The organism is Collinsella aerofaciens (genome assembly GCF_902501475.1).
GTDB lineage: Bacteria > Actinomycetota > Coriobacteriia > Coriobacteriales > Coriobacteriaceae > Collinsella > Collinsella aerofaciens_AL.
Genome location: NZ_CABWIF010000006.1, coordinates 48,250 through 65,825, shown reverse-complemented (window position 1 = coordinate 65,825; position 17,576 = coordinate 48,250). Strand labels below are relative to the sequence as shown.

Sequence of the window (17,576 nt, the reverse complement as noted above, 5' to 3'; positions counted from 1 at the left end):
CTACAGGCGGCGGGGGCGGACAGGCCGCTCCGGTGGAACTCCCAGAGAATCCCCTCGCGCTCCTCTTTCGTATACATCGGACTCCCTCCTGGACCCAGATTGGGTCCGAGATTTTGTCCGAGGTCCCATGCATCCCGTTTCTTGACCGAATAATGGGACGCAATTTCCCGTTGGAGCGCCTTTAGGAAAGTGTGTCCCACTTCGACCGCCCAGAGTGGGATACACTTTCCGCAAAGCACCTCAACGGGAAACTACGTCCCATTCCAAAGGCAAATTCCGGGACGCATTTTTCGAAAGCCTGCCCATCCGGAAAGCCCGTCCCACTTTGGACGCATCCGGGCACGGAACCATCGACCTATCAGGCCTCCCATCAATAAAGAGGCGTCCTCCCGGACGGCGGGGCACGAAGTTCATCGCGAGTTCCGCACGCAAAGAAGGCCACTTAATGTGGCCTTCGTCTTGCGCAGGACTGTAGAGCAGGGAACTTCGTGCCCCGACGCCCGGGAGGACGTTTCATTTAGAAAGATAGACCGACCGCCGTCAGCGATGGGAGCTACTCCCCCAGCACGGCCTTTTTGGCGGCTGCAGCCATGTTGTCCAGATCTTCCTTGGTGGGATGGTCCTTCGCGGCAACCCAGTTGTCGAGCAGCATCTTAAATCGGGCGTTGTCGGGATCTTGCTCGAGCATGGCCTCGTAGCGCTGCTTGACCGCGGGGCCCATCTTGCCCTGGCACATCGCCCAACCCGCAAGCTCGGCATCCCCAGCCAAATTGGAAGTTACGCGGTCGATAATCTGCTGATAATAGCTCTGGTCGGCCCCAAAGCCGCAGGTGCCAAACAGGAACACGCGCTTACCGTGCAAGGCGGAGAGCAACGCCGCGACCGAAGGCGTGCACGCGCCCTTGTCGCACCAAAAACCGACGAGCACCGTGTCGGCCGCGCAGGCGCCCTGCGCCTCGAGCGCAACCTGATCTGCGTCCGCATCGTCGCTCAACGCCGCGGCATGGACAAACTCAACGCCCGCAGCCTGCAGAGCGCGCTTGATCGCACCCGAAACCATCCTGGTATTACCGCTCTTGCTGTTAACCACCAAAGAGCACGTCATAGTCACGTTGCCTCGTTTCCCCCAAAACTAAAGCCACTAATGCAATTTATTAGATGAATATCTTAGTACTAACAACGCAGATGTAAACCATCTGCCGCTAATCGGTAGCCCCTACTGGGCAAACTGGCTGCGGTAGAGCTCGGCGTAGAAGCCGTCTGTCGCCAGCAGCTCGTCGTGCGTGCCGCGCTCGATAATCTCGCCGTTGCGCATCACCAGAATGCAGTCGGCGTTGCGAATCGTGCTCAGGCGATGCGCCACCACAAAGCTCGTACGGCCGGACATAAGCTCGTCGAATGCCGCCTGCACCTGCAGCTCGGTGCGGGTATCGATGCTCGACGTCGCCTCGTCCAGTAGCAGAATCGCCGGGTCGGTGAGCATGACGCGCGCGATGCACAGCAGCTGTTTTTGACCCTGGCTAAACGTACCGCCGTCCTCGCCGATGACCGTATCGTAGCCGCCTGGCAGCTGCACGATAAACTTGTGCGCATGCGCGCGCTTGGCAGCTTCGATAACCTGCTCGCGCGTGGCGTCAGGACAGCCGTAGGCGATGTTTTCCGCCACCGTGCCCTCGAACAGCCAAGTGTCCTGCAGCACCATGCCAAAGGCACGGCGCAGGCTTGCGCGCGTGTAGTCACGCGAAGACCGGCCATCGACCATGATGCGTCCGGCATCAATATCGTAAAAACGCAGCAGCAGGTTGATGAGCGTTGTCTTGCCGCAGCCCGTGGGGCCGACCAGGGCAAAGCGCATGCCGGGTTTGGCCTCGATGCAGATATCCTGCAGCAGCTTGCGATCGGGCACATAACTAAAGTCCACGTGCTCAAAGGTCACCTCGCCACGCGGGGCGGCAAGTTCCACGGCGCCCGTCGCATCGGGCTCCTGCTCGCGCGCGTCGAGCAGCGCAAACATGCGGCGTGCCGAGGCGTACGCCGTCTGGATCTGCGTAATGACGTTGGTGACCTCGTTGAACGGCTTGGTGTACTGGTTAGCATAGGACAGGAAAATCTGCACGCCGCCCACCGTAAGCGCCGCGGGCACGCCCGTAATCACGCCCACGCAGCCGATCACGGCGACCACGGCGTAGATGATGTTATTGATAAAACGCGTACCGGGGTTGGAGAGCGAACCCATAAACTGCGCGCGCTCGCCCGCGGTGTAGAGCTCGGCATTGAGGGCATCGAAGCGCTGCTGGGCGTTCGGGCCATAGGCAAAGGCGTCGACAAGCTTTTGCTCGCCTACGTACTCCTCGATATGACCACCGAGCTGCCCTTGAATACGCTGCTGTGCCGTAAAGCTTTTGTTGGAAAGCTTGGCGATAGCACCGGCTGCAAAAATGGAAAGCGGCGTGACGAGTACCACCACGAGCGTCATGGTCAGGTTAATGGAGAGCATAAACGCGAGCGTGCCCACGATGGTGATAACGCCGGTGAAGAGCTGGGTAAAGCCCTGCAGCAGACCGTCGCCCACCTGGTCGACGTCGTTGACCACGCGGCTCATAAGGTCGCCGTGGGCATGGCTGTCGATAAAGCTGAGCGGCATGCGGCTGAGCTTATCGCTCGCCTCCACGCGCATGTCGCGCACCGTTTCGTAAGACAGGCGGTTGACGCAATAGCCCTGCAGCCACTGGAAGGCCGCAGCACCTACGACGACAATCGCGAGCTTGGTAACGAGCGGCAGCAGCGCATCGAAGTCCACCTGCCCGGCGGCGACGATAAGGTCGATGCCCTCGCCAATGAGAATGGGCGTGTAGAGCTGCAGAATCACCGAGACGGCGGCACTCAAAAACGATGCCGCAAACGAGACGCGGTGCGGACGGACATAGCCCAGCAGGCGGCGGGTCACCGCACCCACGGGATAGCGCTCGGGATCGCCGGGCTGGCGCGGACCGTCTCCCAGGTCGTTGAGGCTATCGTTGCCGGACACGTTGGCCGTCATCGTGGCGACCGAACCGGAGGAAGTGTACGGATTCATTTAGCAGCCCTCCTTTGCGCAGACGGATGTGGGGACGGTCGGGGCGCCTGGGGCGGGCGCGGGCGCCGTACTCCCCTGCTGACCCTCGAGCTCCTCGCGGCGAAGCTGCGACTGGCAAATCTCGCGGTAGAGCTGGCAGGTCGTGTAGAGCTCATCGTGCGCGCCCAGGCCCGCAACCGAGCCGTGGTCGAGTACGCAGATCATGTCGGCATCGCGAACGGTCGAGACACGTTGGCTCACGATGACGGTCGTGAGCGGCAGCCCGCCCTCGGCGGCACCGCGCACACTGCGCTCGCGGATGGCATGGCGAAGCGCCGCGTCGGTCTTAAAGTCGAGCGCCGAGGCAGAATCGTCCATGATCAATATCTGAGGCGAGCCCACCAGGGCGCGCGCGATGGTCAGGCGCTGGCGTTGGCCACCGCTAAAGTTCTTACCGCCCGCCTCGACCGGGGTATCGAGCCCCTGCGGCTTGTTGCGCACGAACTCGCTCGCCTGCGCCATGTCGAGCGCCGCCCAGAGATCCTCGTCGGTCGCAGCCTCGTCGCGCCAGGTCAGGTTGCTGCGGATGGTGCCGCTCACCAGCGACGCACGCTGTGGAACGGTCGCGACCACACGGCGCAGCTGGTCGAGCGGCCAGGTGCGCACGTCGGCGCCCATCACACTCACGCTGCCGGTGCTCGCATCGTACAGGCGCGGGATAAGCGAGACGAGCGTGGACTTGCCGCTACCCGTACCGCCGATAATGCCAAGCGTCTTGCCCAGCGGGAGCTCCAGGGTCACATCGTTGACGGCATTTGCCGCGCCCGCGCCAAAGGAGAAGCTCGCATGGCTCAAGCCCAGCGCAGGAACGGGAGCGACATTGCCCGGCTTGGGCAGCGCGACCGGCTGGTTGCCCTCGTCGGTGATGCTCGGCACGCAATTGAGCACCTCGTTGATACGTGACGCACTGGCGCTCGCCTTGGTAAAGACCACGACCAGGTTGGCGACGTACACGATGGAGGTCAGGGTCTGCGTCATGTAGTTCACAAACGCCATGACCTGGCCCTGCGTGAGCTCGCCCACGTTGACCTGAATGCCGCCCACCCACAGGATGGCGCACACACCCAGGTTCATCACCAAAAACGTCACGGGGTTGAGAACCGACGAGAGCTTGCCCACCGCGATGGCGGTATTGGCCTGGTCATCGGCGGCTTGGGCAAAACGCTCACGCTCGTGGCCCTCGCGCACAAAGGCGCGAACCACGCGGGCGCCCGAAAGCCCCTCGCGGCAAATGAGCGCGATGCGGTCGAGCTTTGCCTGCAGCTGCCTGTAGTACGGAATGCAGCGCGCCATGACAAACCAAAACACCAGGCCGATGGCGGGCGTGCAAATCAAAAAGATGATGCCGAGCTTAAGGTCGATGGCAAGGGCCGCGACCATGGAGCCCACCGCTAGGAAGGGCCAGCGGATGAGCATGCGCACGCCCAGCGCCACAGCGAGCTGCACCTGGTTGACGTCGTTGGTGATACGCGTGATGAGCGACGGCGTGCCAAAACGGTCGAGTTCGGCATAGCTCAGCTTGTTGATATGCTGGTAGAGCGCGCCACGAATGTCGGTGCCCATGCCCTGCGAGGTGAGCGCCGCCATCTTTTGGCAGACGAGCGTAAACGAGATGCCGATCACAGCCATGGCGGCAAGCAGCATACCGTAGTGGATAACGGCGTTCACGTCGTGCGCCCCAATGCCCTTATCGATCATCTGGGCAATCACCAGCGGCGTCAGCAGGTCAAAGATTACTTCAATCAACTTGCACGCAGGACCAATCACCATATACCGGCGAAACTTACCACCAAAACGCCTGAGCAGCTCAATCATGTATAGGCGCTCCCTATCATCATTCACATTCAATTCGAACCATGATAGTACCGCCACCCCAAAAGAAGCGTAAACAACTCAACAGGGATTCGAATCCTTAGACAGGTAAGAACCAGTACCTCGGCACAGCCAACGACCGGTACTCCACACGAGATAAAATTCAGATAAATGCGCCTTTGCAGGAGCCTCTTGGACCATGTAGCAGCCGATGTTTTGGCAACGCCAGCGAGCGGCATAACGTCAGGAATTCAATTATCAGATAAATGTGACCCTTCAGGCGGTTTTGGTCGGCTACCCGCGAGTGCCGGCAGGGCGCTTGGTAGTCGAGCGATCCCGCAGGCAAAGCCGAGGACCAGCGAGACACCAAGCGCCCTGCCGGCACTCGCGGGTAGCCGCGGCACCAAAAAGCGCCTGCGCACTCGATGGATCCGGATGCCCGACAGAGGCTCCTTATGGCTGCTTCCTTCCGGACCTGACCAGATTCGGAACATGTCGTCATCCGAACCCATCGAACGCGCTAGGCGCTCGGTATATCTTACCCGCTCCAGCCCGATGGGGCAAGGTAGCTAATTTGAGACGGGGCTTTTGACTACTTGGGCAATCAGATCGACAGGTGGTCAAATAAGCCCCGTCCCAAAAAGACTGGTCTGCTGCCATGCCACAAAAGGGGCCTATCTACTACGTTTAGGCCGCAGGGGTCAACCATAGCCGGCTTTTTCGAAAATCGGCAAGCTTTCTACCTGCGGTTTTAATTTCACAAAATCCGGGATGGTCGAGGGTGCTCGGCTAAACGTAGTAGATGGCCGCATTTCATGGCGGACGGTCCGACCCAAGGCCCAAGGCGGCCAGCCTCGGATAGCCATTCTCGATGTTGCGGTGGAATAGTTCCCGTTTTTGCCGCCTGAGCCGCCAAACAGGAACTATTCCACCGCAACTTATAGGGAGTTGGGTTTTAGAGGCGGGCGAGGTCGTAGGATTGGGCGGCTGCTTCGCCGGCGCAGATGAGGTTGGTTGTGGCTTCTTGCGGATCGAGTGCCTGTTCCAGGTCCATGGGCTTGCGGCAGATCGGAAGCACCAAGTCGATGCCCTGCACACACACCGCATCCAGGTTGTCAGCGCGACCGCCCACGACAGCGATCACCGGTTTGCCACACCGCTTGGCACGGCGCGCCACGCCCACCGGCGCCTTACCGGCGGCGGATTGCTCATCCATATTGCCCTCGCCTGTAATGACCAGGTCGACATCGCGCACGCGCTCGTCAAACCCCACGAGATCGAGCACCGTCTCCACACCCGAGCGTAGCTCCGCGCCGAGCGCCAGCAACGCCGCGCCCAAGCCACCGGCAGCGCCCGCGCCGGGCACGCCAAGCACCGAGCCAAATGTCCGTGCGTTCTCGGGTGTGCGCAACAATCCCTGGGCTCGCGCCTCGAAAATTGCCGCATCGAGCAGGCGACCGTAGCCGACCATCCAGCCGTCGTATCTGCGCAGCACCTCGACATCATCCGCCGGCAGGCCCTTCTGCCCGCCAAACACCGCCAGTGCGCCTCGACGCCCCACGAGCGGATTCTCGACATCGGAAAGCACAACGATACGAACATCATCCAAAGCCTGCAGCGCTGGCGCCAAATCGACGCTCGCCACCTGCTTAAGGCCGGCAAGACCGGGGGCGACATCGCATCCCTGATCATCGACCACACGCGCGCCCAGCGCCTGCAGCATGCCGGCGCCACCGTCGTTGGTGGCACTGCCGCCCAGACCAATATAGATAGTCTTTGCCCCGGCGCGAACCGCACGGAGTATCAGCTCGCCCACGCCATAGGTCGAAGCCGCAAGCGCCGCCGATTCCGTGCAGGGTGAATACCCAATACCCGCCGCCTCGGCCATCTCAATTACAGCCGAGTCGCGCTCGTCGTCCACCAGCATCCGGGCAGACACGCGGTCGCCCAAGGGACCTGCCACCTCGCAGGTCACAATCTCACCGCCGCACGCGGCAACGGCATCGAGCGTCCCCTCGCCGCCATCCGCCAGCGGCAATGCGGCCACCTGGGCATCGGACCACACACGGCGCATGCCCTCGGCAACCGCCGCCTCCGCCTGGGCACTCGACACGCTGCCCTTAAAGGAGTCGATCGCCAACAGCACACGGCGGGGTCGGCGGCACGCAGGACCAAAGTCAACCGCCGTGCCAGCATCCTCACCGGCACCTGCAAGCGCTGCGGCGTGAGCGGCGTGTGCTTCAAGATCGGCCCCACAACCGCAATCAGCGCCGCCCGCTCCGCGCAGACCGCCAAAATAGCTACTCAGCAGCTCGCGGCATTCATCCGCCAGGACCCCAGCCGTCACGTTAAACCGATGATTCAGGCGCGAGTCGGCATTCAAATCGTATAGGGATCCCAACGCGCCCGCCTTGGCGTCGCTCGCGCCATACACGCAGCGCCCCACGCGCGCGTTAACCATAAGCCCCGCACACATGCAGCATGGCTCGAGCGTCACGTAGACCGTGCAATCGGAAAGGCGCCAGCGACCGAGCGACCGAGCGGCAGCGCACAGGGCCGCGAACTCTGCATGAGCCGAAGGATCCTGGTCGAGCTCGCGCCGATTGTGCGCCCTCGCGACGATCTCGCCGTCGCGCACCACTACGGCTCCGATGGGCACCTCGCCCACCGTCGCGGCGGCGCGCGCCTCGGCCAGTGCCTCGCGCATGAACTTCTCGTCGATTTCGGTGATCGTCATCGTTCGCCTTCCCTGTTGCAGATTCAAAACGATGCTATCATTACGACTCACGGAGAGATGGCAGAGCGGTTGAATGCGGCGGTCTTGAAAACCGTTGAGCGCGAGAGCGTTCCGGGGGTTCGAATCCCCCTCTCTCCGCCACTTTAGTGATGCACCGGTGTCATGGTCCGCTCAAACAGTGCATCGACCACGTCGGCTATCTCAGGTCGACGTTCAAGATCGTGGCCCGATTCCCACCATATCGTGAAAAGTCGAATAATACCGCCGGCGACAAACTCAGACGTCGTCTCGAGTGACACGGGGGCCAGGGCATCCTCGGCAAGCACGTTCATCACACGCTCGCGGATGGAGCGGGCAATGCGGTCGCAAATAACATTGGTCAACATGCCCGACATGCTGCTTGCCAAAATGTTATCCATGAGCTGCTCGTGCGCAAGAATCAAATCCATGGCATCGTCCAAAATCGCGTGCCGAAGCGCGCGCACGTCCTCGGCAGACACCGCGCCGGCCTCATCGGGCTGTTTTTGCGGCAAGCCCGACATGAGCTCATCGATATAAAAGGCAAAGTAATCGTTCTTGTCGCGAAAGTGCTTGTAGAATGTCGTGCGGCGAATCATGGCCCGGTCGCACAGCATGGCGACCGTCAGGTCCTCAAACCGATGCTCCTCGAGAAGCTCGGTGAAGGCATCGAACAGGGAGCGGTAGGTTTTCTTAATGCGAAGGTCCACTGGTATCGCCATCCTCAGGGCAAAAACAACACTCGTCAATCTGTCGCATATCTTACACCTGTACCTCGCGCGCTTTGCCCCGGTGCCGGCCCCGCCGAAAACACAACGCTTACCGGAAAGTTCGGCACGGCAAAACGTTGCGGGTATACTAGTAGCGTTATACCAACGGCAGCTGGCGCATGCCGCCGCGGCCATTCGAAACGGAGACATCATGATTACCGTCATCATCGGCATCGTTGTTGTCATTGTGATTGTCTGCGCCATCGCCGGCATCTACAACAACATGGTCACCAAGCGTAACCGCATCGATAACGCCTGGCAGAACATCGATACGCAGCTGCAGCGCCGCAACGACCTGATCCCCAACCTGGTCGAGACCGTCAAGGGCTACGCCAAGCACGAGCAGGAGACGCTCTCCGCCGTGATCAGCGCGCGTAACACCGCCGTCAAGGCCACCACGCCCGAGGCCAAGATGGAAGCCGACAACGTGCTGACCGGTGCGCTGCGCCAGCTCTTCGCCGTGGCCGAGGCCTATCCCGATCTTAAGGCAAACACCAACTTTACGCAGCTGCAGGCATCGCTCGAGGATACCGAAAACAAGATTAGCTATGCACGCCAGAGCTACAACGACTGCGTGCTCAGCTACAACAACGCCATTCAGACGTTCCCGGCTGTCATCTTTGCTGGCATCTTCCAGTTTAAGGAGCGCCAGGGCTTCGAGGCCGCCGAAGCAGCCCGCCAGGCCCCGACCGTCAAGTTCTAGTAGTTTGGCAGCGCATCCTTAATCGGCCAAATGCATAAACCGCCCCGTCGAATGCATACTTCGACGGGGCGGTTTCCTTTTTCGCGAAGGTCCCCCTCTAAGCGCCGTGCATTTTTAGGAGTATTCAACATAACCAAGAGCTTCGGGCGCCACGATAAATGCCAAAGACCGCGAATATCCCTGCAAATCAAACGCTGTCAGCCCATAACCCCGCCCATCATCCGTAGAAAACATCGAGAAATCCCGATTTTTTGCCCGAGGTCGGTATGCAGGGGCCTTCGATTGCAGAATACTCGCAAAAATGCACGTCGCCACCACCCCCACATGGCGCGAAGCAAAGCAAAAGCGCGGCCTAAAAGGCCGCGCACCATCTTTATTCAGATTAATCATTGCCCGTTGTGACATCGCCGAACCCGCAGGGCAGAGAACAAGTTCCCTCCCGGCGCACTCCGCAGGACGCAAGAAGCCCTCGCCGCACGAAGTGCGCAGCGAGGGCTTCTTGCATGTCCGAGGACGCGCCGGGAGGGAACTTGTTCTCTGCCCGGATAGGTAAGACAAATTACGCGACGGTGTAAACCCAGTTGTGCTTATCCTCGACAGCACCGGACTGGATACCAGTCAGGGTCTCGCGAAGCTTCTTCATCACGGGGCCGATCTCGGTGTAGCCAGCCGGGAAGGTCACGGTCTCGTCGGCACCGTAAACCTTGTTGTCAATCTCGCCAACCGGGGAGATGACGGCAGCGGTGCCGCACAGGCCGCACTCGACAAAGGTACCGGCCTTGACCTCGGCCCACTCGACGGGACGTTGGTCAACGGTCATGCCCAGGTCCTGAGCAACCTGAACGAGCGAACGACGGGTGATGGAGGGCAGGATGGAGTCGGTGTGCGACTGCGGAACGACGAGCGTGCCGTCCTCCTTCACGAACAGGACGTTGGCGCCACCGGTCTCCTCGACATAGGTGCGGGACTCGGAGTCGAGATACAGGTTCTCGGCATAGCCCTCGCGATGGGCCTCCATCGTGGGCTTGAGGGACATGGCGTAGTTCAGGCCGGCCTTGATATTGCCGGTGCCGTGCGGTGCGGCGCGGTCATACTCGGAAACGCGCAGCTTAACGGGCTTGAGACCACCCTTAAAGTACGGACCGACCGGGGTCACGAGAATGCGGAACGTGTACTCAGGAGCGGGAGCCACGCCGATCACGTCACCGGAGCCGATCATAAACGGACGCACGTACAGGGTCGCGCCGGAACCGAAGGGCGGAACCCAGGCGGCGTTGGCAGAAACGACCTGCTTGACGGCCTCAACGAACTTGTCCTTGGGGAACGGGGGCATCTCGAGGCGCTGGGCAGAGTTATACATGCGCTCGGCGTTCATGTCGGGACGGAAGCAGACGATGCTGCCGTCCTCGGCGGTGTAGGCCTTCAGGCCCTCAAAGACCTCCTGGCAGTAATGGAAGATGCCGCCGCACTCGGAGACATGCAGGGTGTGATCGGTGGTCAGGCCACCCTCGTCCCACTCGCCGTCCTTCCAATGGGCCTCGTAGCTGTAATCGGTCTTCATGTAGCCAAAGCCGAGGCTACCCCAATCGATATCCTTCTTCTCGACAGTCATATGTCGCTCCTTACATACACAGTTGCAAACTCGCGAACCCGCACGCAAGGACCGAGGCCGACCGCGTCGCAACGTCGCACGCCCGGAGCGTAGAGCCGGACGGGACACGCGAGCAGCATCAAAGCCGATGGCACGTCGATTCGCATGCACGAGATTGTACTCCGCACGCGCGTCGGATAAAACGTTTTTCTTTAACTAACTAAAGTATTTTCATTTGACCGAAGCAAAAAGGCCCGCCACCGTAAGCGGTGACGGGCCTCAACTGCACGGTTTGCGCGCTGACTCGAGCTACGCGTTCTTTTTGCCCAGCTTAGCCTTAACCAGACCGACCACGGTCGGGATGATCGACACGGCAACGATGCCGACGATTAGCAGCTCAAAGTGCTCCTGCACAAAGGGGATGCCGCCAAAGAAGTAGCCCAGCAGTGTGAAGAGCGTCGACCAGGTAATGCCGCCCAGCACGTTAAAGATGACAAAATTGCGCCAGTGCATGCCGCCCATGCCGGCGATAAAGGGCACAAAAGTGCGGATAAACGGGAAGAAACGGCCCAGGAAAATAGCCAGGTGGCCCCACTTGTCCAAGAAGTCCTCGGACTTTTTAATGCGCTCGGGCGTCATGGCCTTGACCTTGCCCGAAGCGATGATCTTTTTGCCAAAGAAGTGACCGATCATAAAGTTGCACTGATCACCCAAGATGGCAGCCGCCCATGCGACGGCCAGCAGGGCCACGATGTTAAAGCCACCGTTGTGGGCAAAGAAGCCCGAAGCAAACAGCAGTGAATCGCCAGGAAGGAACGGGAAGAACACCACGCCCGTCTCGATAAAGATGATCAGGAACACGCAGCCGTAGGCCATAAGCGGGCCGGCGGCGATCCAGCTGGCGATCGCGGTGCGCGGATCCTTAAGCAGCTCGGCGATAAAATTGATGAAACCCATGAAGTAAAACCTCTCAGTTGTGGGCGCGGATACGTCCAAGTTGACCAGTATACGGTTGCGGTGCCCCCTCGTGCGCAACCCCACAAAAGCATGACTCCATTACCAGCAAGTTTGCATAACTGACATCTGTAGCGCAATGGCGCCAAGATTGTCCTTCCTAATCCCTAGCAAATCGCTATACTTTATTGAATCGCATTGCCATGGCGCTAAGGGAGGGCGGCCGGTGAGCTTTATCAATACCATTCGCGAGGATATCAAGACCGTCCAGGCGCAAGACCCCGCTGCACAAAACGGTCTGGTCATCTTCCTTTCCTATCCTGGCCTGCACGCCAAGTGGAACCACGTGCCCGAGCACTGGCTCTGGGAGCACGGTCATCGCTCGCTCGCCCGCGTGCTCTCGCAAATCACCCGCCACATCACCGGCGTCGAGATTCATCCCGCGGCACAGATCGGCAAGCATTTCTTTATCGACCATGCCATGGGCGTCGTCATCGGCGAGACCACCATTGTGGGCGACAACTGCGTGCTCTACCAGGGCGTTACGCTCGGCGGCACCGGCAACGAGACCGGCAAACGCCACCCAACGCTCGGCGATAACGTCACCGTGGGCACGGGCGCCAAGGTGCTCGGCAACATCCGCATCGGCAACAACGTCAAGATCGGCGGCAACTCGGTCGTCGTCAAGGACGTGCCCGACAACTGCACCGTCGTGGGCGTGCCGGGACGCATCATCAAGCGCAACGGCTGCCGCGTGTTCGAGGAGAGCTTCGACGCCAAGCAGCATCGCGAGTACATGCCCGATGACGCTGCCGAGCAGAGTGCCCTCAACCGCCAAGGCATCACCGAGAACGCCCGCCGCGTCAAAGAACTCGAGCGAGAGGTGGCCGAGCTCAAAGCCCTCGTCGCCAAGCTCGTGGACGAACGCTAGAGGCGGACGACCACCGACAACATTGACGCCAACGCAAAGGCGCGCCAGGGAATTCATCCCCGGCGCGCCTTATTTGTGATGTGGCAAAGAGACTGTCCCTTTGTCACATTATGCGAACTGGCTCAGATAGAGGTCGGCGTAGGCACCCTCGGCAGCCAGCAGCTCCTTATGCGTGCCCTGCTCGATAATGTTGCCGTGATCCATGACCAAGATCAGGTCGGCGTCCACGATCGTCGACAGGCGGTGTGCGATCACAAAGCTCGTGCGCCCGCGCATAAGCGCATCCATGGCACGGCCGATGGCAAGCTCGGTACGCGTGTCCACGCTTGAGGTCGCCTCGTCCAGGATGAGAATCGCCGGGTTGTTGAGCAGCACGCGTGCGATGGTCAGCAGCTGACGCTGGCCCTGGCTGATGCTTTCGGCATCGTTGGCCACGCGCGTGTCGTAGCCCTGCGGCATGGTGCGCACAAAGAAGTCGACCTGCGCGGCACGAGCCGCGGCCACAATTTCGTCGCGCGTTGCCTCGGGGCAGCCGTAGGCGATGTTTTCGGCAATCGTGCCGTCGAACAGCCAGGCGTCCTGCAGCACCATGCCAAACTGCTGCCGTAGCTCGCCGCGATCCATGCGGCTCGTATCCACGCCGTCGAGCGTAATACGCCCGCCGTCAATCTCGTAGAAGCGCATGAGCAGGTTGATGAGCGTCGTCTTGCCTGCGCCCGTGGTTCCCACCACGGCAATCTTCTGGCCCGGCTCGGCGGTAAACGACACGTCGCGCATAAGCGGCTTGTCGGGCGAATAACCAAAGCGCACATGCTCAAAGGAGACGCGGCCCTCCACGCGACCCGGCAGCTTGGCGGCCTTGTCCGGCAGCGGATCGGCCTCCATCTCGGGCTCATCGAGCAGGTCGAACACGCGCTCGGCGCTCGCCAGCGCGCTCTGCAGCGAGTTAAAGGTAAACGACAGCTGCGTCATGGGCTCGGACGCCTCATAGATAAACTGGAAGAACGCCTGGAACACGCCGACGGTCATATGCCCGGCAACCAACATGCTGCAGCCCACAAGCGCAATAACGATCTGCGCCAAACGGCCGATAAAGCGCACTGCGGGGCCGACAGCATTGATCATAAAGTCGGCCTTGGTGCTCACACGAGCCAGTTCCTTCGAAGCCTCGTGCACCTCAGCGGAGCTCTGACGTTCGCGGTTAAACGCGCGGATCACCAGACGGCCCGAATAGCCTTCCTCGACCGCACTCGTAATCTTGGACACCCACTCCTGGCGCTCGCCCGTCACATCGTGTGTGCGGCGCGAGACGACCTTCGTCACCAGCAGCGACAGTGCCGTAAAGAACAGAAAGACGAGCGTAAGCTGCACGCTGAACACGAACATCACGCTCACAGCACCAACAACCGTGCCGATCGACACGAGCAGCTGCAGCAATCCGCGCTGCATGCTCTCGGACATCTTGTCCAGGTCGTTGGTCGCGCGGCTGACGACCTCGCCGGGACGATGCGCGTCAAAATAGGCGAGCGGCAGACGGTTGAGCTTTTGCGCGATGCGGTTGCGCAGGCACAGATTGAGGCGTTCGGCCACGCTCGACATCAAAAAGCTCTGGAGCGCGTAGAACGAGGCAGCGGCTGTCCAAATCATAAAGTAGACGAAGATGGTCTTGCCGCAGTTCTCCCAAGTGATGTTGAAGGTGGTTCCGTTGGCAAACGCCACCTGAATGTGGCCCCACAGCTCATCGATCACGCGGGCGCTATATGCCGGCGCAGCGGTGTTAAAGATGGCGTAGAACACAATGCTCACGAACACGATATAGAAGCGCCAATGGTCGCCGGCAGCCTCGCTCCACAGGCGGCGCACCGTCGCCCAGGTGTCGTGGGGTTTCTCGTCCTCGTCCTCGTCGTCCACATCGCGCATGCGCTCTGCCTCGGCGCGGGCGCGCTCGTCCTCGGCGCGCTCGTTTTCCTCGTAGAGCGCTTGGCGGCGAGCCTCGCGCTCGGCTGCAGCCTTGGCGGCGTCATCCAGCTCGGGTGCCACGGCAGCCGTTTCCTCGACCAGTCTCGCGGCAACGGCGTCATCAAGGCCGCCCTGTTTCTTGAGCTCCTTGGTCATGCTACTCACCTCCCTTCATTTGCGATTCCGCGATGGCACGGTACACCTCGCAGGTTTCCATAAGCTCGCCATGCGTGCCCAGGCCCACAACCTCGCCATCCTTGAGCACGACGATCTGGTCGGCGTGCAAAATCGTCGAGATGCGCTGCGCGATGATGAGCACCGCGGCATCGCGCGTCTCGTCTTGCAACGCATGGCGCAGGGCGGCATCGGTCTTAAAGTCCAGGGCCGAGAAACTGTCATCGAAGATATACAGATCGGCATGCTTCATGAGCGCACGGGCGATGGCCAGACGCTGGCGCTGGCCGCCCGAAAAGTTCGTGCCACCCTGCGCCACCGGGGTATCGAGCCCCTGCGGCCGATCGAGCACAAAGGTGCTCTGGGCAACCTGGAGCGCATGAAGCATGTCGGCCTCAGTCGCGTCTTCGTTGCCAAAGCGCAGATTGCTTGCCACGGTGCCCGAGAACAGCCATGCTTTTTGCGGCACATAGGCAATGCGCCCGCGAATCTCACCTTGCGAAAGCTCGCGCAGATCGACGCCGTCCAGGCGAATGGCGCCCTTGGTGGCATCGTGGAAGCGCAACAAGAGCTTGGCCACCGTCGACTTGCCCGAGCCCGTCGAGCCCACAATCGCGGTCGTCTGACCGCGACGACAGGTAAAGTTCAGATCGCACAGCGTGTCCTCGTCGGCGTCGTCAAAGCGAAACGACATATGATCGAACACGGCGACCGCATCGGCCCCGTCCTTTGAGTCGGACGCGGCCGCATCAAGCGTACGCTGGCCATCGACGATGCTCGGCTCAATCTCCAGCACTTGCTGCGCACGGCTTAGGCATGCCGCGGCGCGTGGCAGCGTTAGCACCACCATCTGCGCCATCATCACAAAGAACAGGATCAGGATTGCATACTCCAGCACCGCAGAGATGCTCGCAATCTGCATCGCATGGGCGCCCACGCGGTTGCCGCCCACCCACAGCACCGCCACCTCGGCGATGTTCATCAAAAAGAAGCTGGAGCTGTCGAGGCCCACAAACAGGTGGTTGACCTTGATGGCGTTGGCGGCGTAATCGCTAAACACCTCGTCTAGGCGTTGCTCCTCATGGCGTTCCTTGTTAAACGCACGGATGACGCGCACGCCCACGATGTTTTCGCGCAGCACCACGTTCATGCGGTCGATAAAGCTCTGCAAGCGCATAAAGATCGGAGCCGCGTTGGCAACCGTAAAGACCGCCGCTACCAGCACAATCGCAACGACTACGCCCAGGAGCGTGCCCATGGCAGGATCGATAAACCAGGCGAAGATGATGCCTGCCACAGCCAAAAACGGCACGGGCAGCACCAGCTGAATCGTCTGCAGAATAGCCTGCTGAATCACGTTGATGTCGTTGAGCGAGCGCGTGATCATCGATCCGGTGCCAAAGCGCTCAAAATCGCTGGCCGCGAGCTCGAGCGATTTGTCGTACACGGCATTGCGGATATCGCAAGCCACGTTGGCGGCCAGGCGCGCCGAAAGATAGCAGCCCAGCACCGTGCCGCCGCTAGCCATGCTGGTCGCGATAAACATGTATAGGCCGTTGCGTAAAATGTAGTCGACATCGCCCGTGGTAATACCGGTGTTGACCATGTTCGCCAGCATCGTGGGAACCAGCAGCGTACCGACGTTATCCACCAGCAGCACCAGCAGCGTCACTGCGACAAGCCCTCGATAGGGCTTCAAAAACCTCATTAGCAGTCGCACGACTCCCCCTCACCTTGATTCTCGGCTTGGCTCTCGGCAGCGATATGCTGCTTAAATGTCTCGCACTCCTCGCCGAGCACCTGAGAGAATTTGCCGATCAAGCGCATAATCTCGCGCTGCTCACACGGCTCAAGCGCGCCAAAGGCTCGCTGCTCGGCCTTGAGTGCCGGCAGCGCATAACGCTCGGCAAATCGCCTGCCCTCTTCGGTCAGGCTCACAACCTTGTTCTTACGACTGCCTTCGGCAAACTCCAACGTTGCGAAGCCCCGCGCCGTCAAGGTTTTAATTGCCGAGTTGATGGTCTGCTTGCTGTAGAACCATTCGCTTGTCAGACGGCTTACGGCAATACTGCCGCCCGCCGTGCTGGTATCGACGAGCATCCAATAGGCGCAGTCCGAAAGGCCGCAGGCGCGCGAGAACTCCGAATAGATATGGTCGAGTCCATTGAGCAACCGATCGAAGTCGACCAGCGTAACCGCACTATTCATCTATCCCACCATTCAATTGTCCGATTTTTGACCAATTATGTGTCTCTAGATTAGTCCGAGTTTTGGCTATCGTCAACAGGCTCTCCGCAAATGCGTGCACTTTTATGGCCTGTCGGCAGAAAAAGACCGCCGGCGCGGGGGCGGCGCCAGCGGTCACGTGAAAATCGGGTTTTATTGCCTGTTAAGCGGCGACGGCCTCATAGACCGTAGCGCCCGAGAAGCTGTCATGCAGGCTTTTGCCGGCAATCCACGGCAGCTCGACGACCTCGCAGATCGTGTTGACCAGCTCGGAGCAGTCAGTAAAGTGGCCCTTGTCGTTGAGGGCCTCGCAATCCTGAACACGCCAATAGCCATCGGTGTGCGTGATGTAGTACTCGTGATCGTTAATCGACACGAAAGCGCGCGTCTTGGAACGCAGCAGCTTCAGAAATCCTTCGAAATCGGTCTCGACGACATCTCCAGCCTGGAACATGATGTTACCTCCTGCCCCGGCGCCACCACGGCGCATTGATAAACGTTGGTACTCCTTTAGTAAAACCTTTATCAGAGGTTATGCGTTCGTCATTTAGGCAAGTGGTAAAAAACCGCAGGGTAGACGGGATAA

At 60.4% G+C, this 17,576-nt stretch carries 13 protein-coding genes, 1 tRNA gene and 1 other RNA gene; 3 read left to right on the top strand and 12 right to left on the bottom strand.

The window, feature by feature from the left end; translation table 11 throughout:
* Nucleotides 1-553: 553 nt before the first annotated feature.
* From bilS to tadA, 5 genes are all read right to left on the bottom strand, one after another.
* A complete protein-coding gene (gene bilS / locus GDJ93_RS02075) occupies nt 554-1,105 on the bottom strand; it encodes a flavodoxin family protein BilS (RefSeq protein ID WP_099432355.1) in 552 nt (183 codons plus the stop codon).
* Between the two features lie 111 nt (nt 1,106-1,216).
* Nucleotides 1,217-3,076, bottom strand: a complete 1,860-nt coding sequence (locus GDJ93_RS02070) for an ABC transporter ATP-binding protein (RefSeq protein ID WP_152067572.1) — start codon at nt 3,074-3,076, stop codon at nt 1,217-1,219.
* Nucleotides 3,077-4,930 carry an ABC transporter ATP-binding protein gene (locus GDJ93_RS02065; protein ID WP_226812418.1) on the bottom strand — a complete coding sequence of 618 codons (1,854 nt, stop codon included), beginning with the start codon at nt 4,928-4,930 and terminating at the stop codon, nt 3,077-3,079. It abuts the gene before it with no gap.
* Nucleotides 4,931-5,346: 416 nt separating this feature from the next.
* Nucleotides 5,347-5,442, bottom strand: an RNA gene (gene ffs, locus GDJ93_RS02060) — signal recognition particle sRNA small type.
* Between the two features lie 440 nt (nt 5,443-5,882).
* Nucleotides 5,883-7,664 carry a tRNA adenosine(34) deaminase TadA gene (gene tadA, locus GDJ93_RS02055; RefSeq protein WP_152067571.1) on the bottom strand — a complete coding sequence of 594 codons (1,782 nt, stop codon included), beginning with the start codon at nt 7,662-7,664 and terminating at the stop codon, nt 5,883-5,885.
* 51 nt (nt 7,665-7,715) lie between these two features.
* Between tadA and GDJ93_RS02050 the strand changes: the two genes are divergently transcribed.
* Nucleotides 7,716-7,805: transfer RNA gene (locus tag GDJ93_RS02050), tRNA-Ser, on the top strand.
* A gap of 2 nt (nt 7,806-7,807) precedes the next feature.
* Here GDJ93_RS02050 and GDJ93_RS02045 read toward each other — a convergent pair.
* Nucleotides 7,808-8,392: a TetR/AcrR family transcriptional regulator gene (locus GDJ93_RS02045; protein WP_152067570.1), complete on the bottom strand. Its 585-nt coding sequence runs from the start codon at nt 8,390-8,392 to the stop codon at nt 7,808-7,810.
* 211 nt (nt 8,393-8,603) lie between these two features.
* Here GDJ93_RS02045 and GDJ93_RS02040 point away from each other — a divergent pair, with 211 nt between their 5' ends.
* Nucleotides 8,604-9,155 (top strand): LemA family protein, encoded by a 552-nt coding sequence (locus GDJ93_RS02040; RefSeq protein WP_082421874.1) that lies wholly within the window; start codon nt 8,604-8,606, stop codon nt 9,153-9,155.
* Between the two features lie 559 nt (nt 9,156-9,714).
* Here the strand turns inward: GDJ93_RS02040 and GDJ93_RS02035 are convergent.
* A complete protein-coding gene (locus GDJ93_RS02035; RefSeq protein WP_035138743.1) occupies nt 9,715-10,767 on the bottom strand; it encodes a branched-chain amino acid aminotransferase in 1,053 nt (350 codons plus the stop codon).
* 288 nt (nt 10,768-11,055) lie between these two features.
* The gene (locus GDJ93_RS02030) at nt 11,056-11,703 is read right to left on the bottom strand and encodes a VTT domain-containing protein (RefSeq protein ID WP_117800261.1); all 648 of its coding nucleotides are present in this window, start codon (nt 11,701-11,703) and stop codon (nt 11,056-11,058) included.
* Between the two features lie 223 nt (nt 11,704-11,926).
* Between GDJ93_RS02030 and cysE the strand changes: the two genes are divergently transcribed.
* Complete coding sequence (gene cysE, locus GDJ93_RS02025; RefSeq protein WP_124786624.1) at nt 11,927-12,631, top strand: serine O-acetyltransferase; 705 nt, start codon at nt 11,927-11,929, stop codon at nt 12,629-12,631.
* Nucleotides 12,632-12,739: 108 nt separating this feature from the next.
* Here cysE and GDJ93_RS02020 read toward each other — a convergent pair whose 3' ends face one another.
* The 4 genes from GDJ93_RS02020 to GDJ93_RS02005 all read right to left on the bottom strand — a co-directional run bounded on the left by GDJ93_RS02020 (nt 12,740) and on the right by GDJ93_RS02005 (nt 17,444).
* Complete coding sequence (locus tag GDJ93_RS02020; protein WP_152067569.1) at nt 12,740-14,746, bottom strand: ABC transporter ATP-binding protein; 2,007 nt, start codon at nt 14,744-14,746, stop codon at nt 12,740-12,742.
* A gap of 1 nt (nt 14,747) precedes the next feature.
* The gene (locus GDJ93_RS02015; RefSeq protein WP_152067568.1) at nt 14,748-16,472 is read right to left on the bottom strand and encodes an ABC transporter ATP-binding protein; all 1,725 of its coding nucleotides are present in this window, start codon (nt 16,470-16,472) and stop codon (nt 14,748-14,750) included.
* Nucleotides 16,472-16,972: a MarR family winged helix-turn-helix transcriptional regulator gene (locus tag GDJ93_RS02010; protein ID WP_152067567.1), complete on the bottom strand. Its 501-nt coding sequence runs from the start codon at nt 16,970-16,972 to the stop codon at nt 16,472-16,474. The genes GDJ93_RS02015 and GDJ93_RS02010 overlap by 1 nt, the downstream gene beginning before the upstream one ends.
* Before the next feature lie 181 nt (nt 16,973-17,153).
* Entirely contained in the window at nt 17,154-17,444 is a 291-nt protein-coding gene (locus GDJ93_RS02005) for a CDP-alcohol phosphatidyltransferase (RefSeq protein WP_193221416.1), read from the bottom strand.
* Nucleotides 17,445-17,576: the final 132 nt, after the last annotated feature.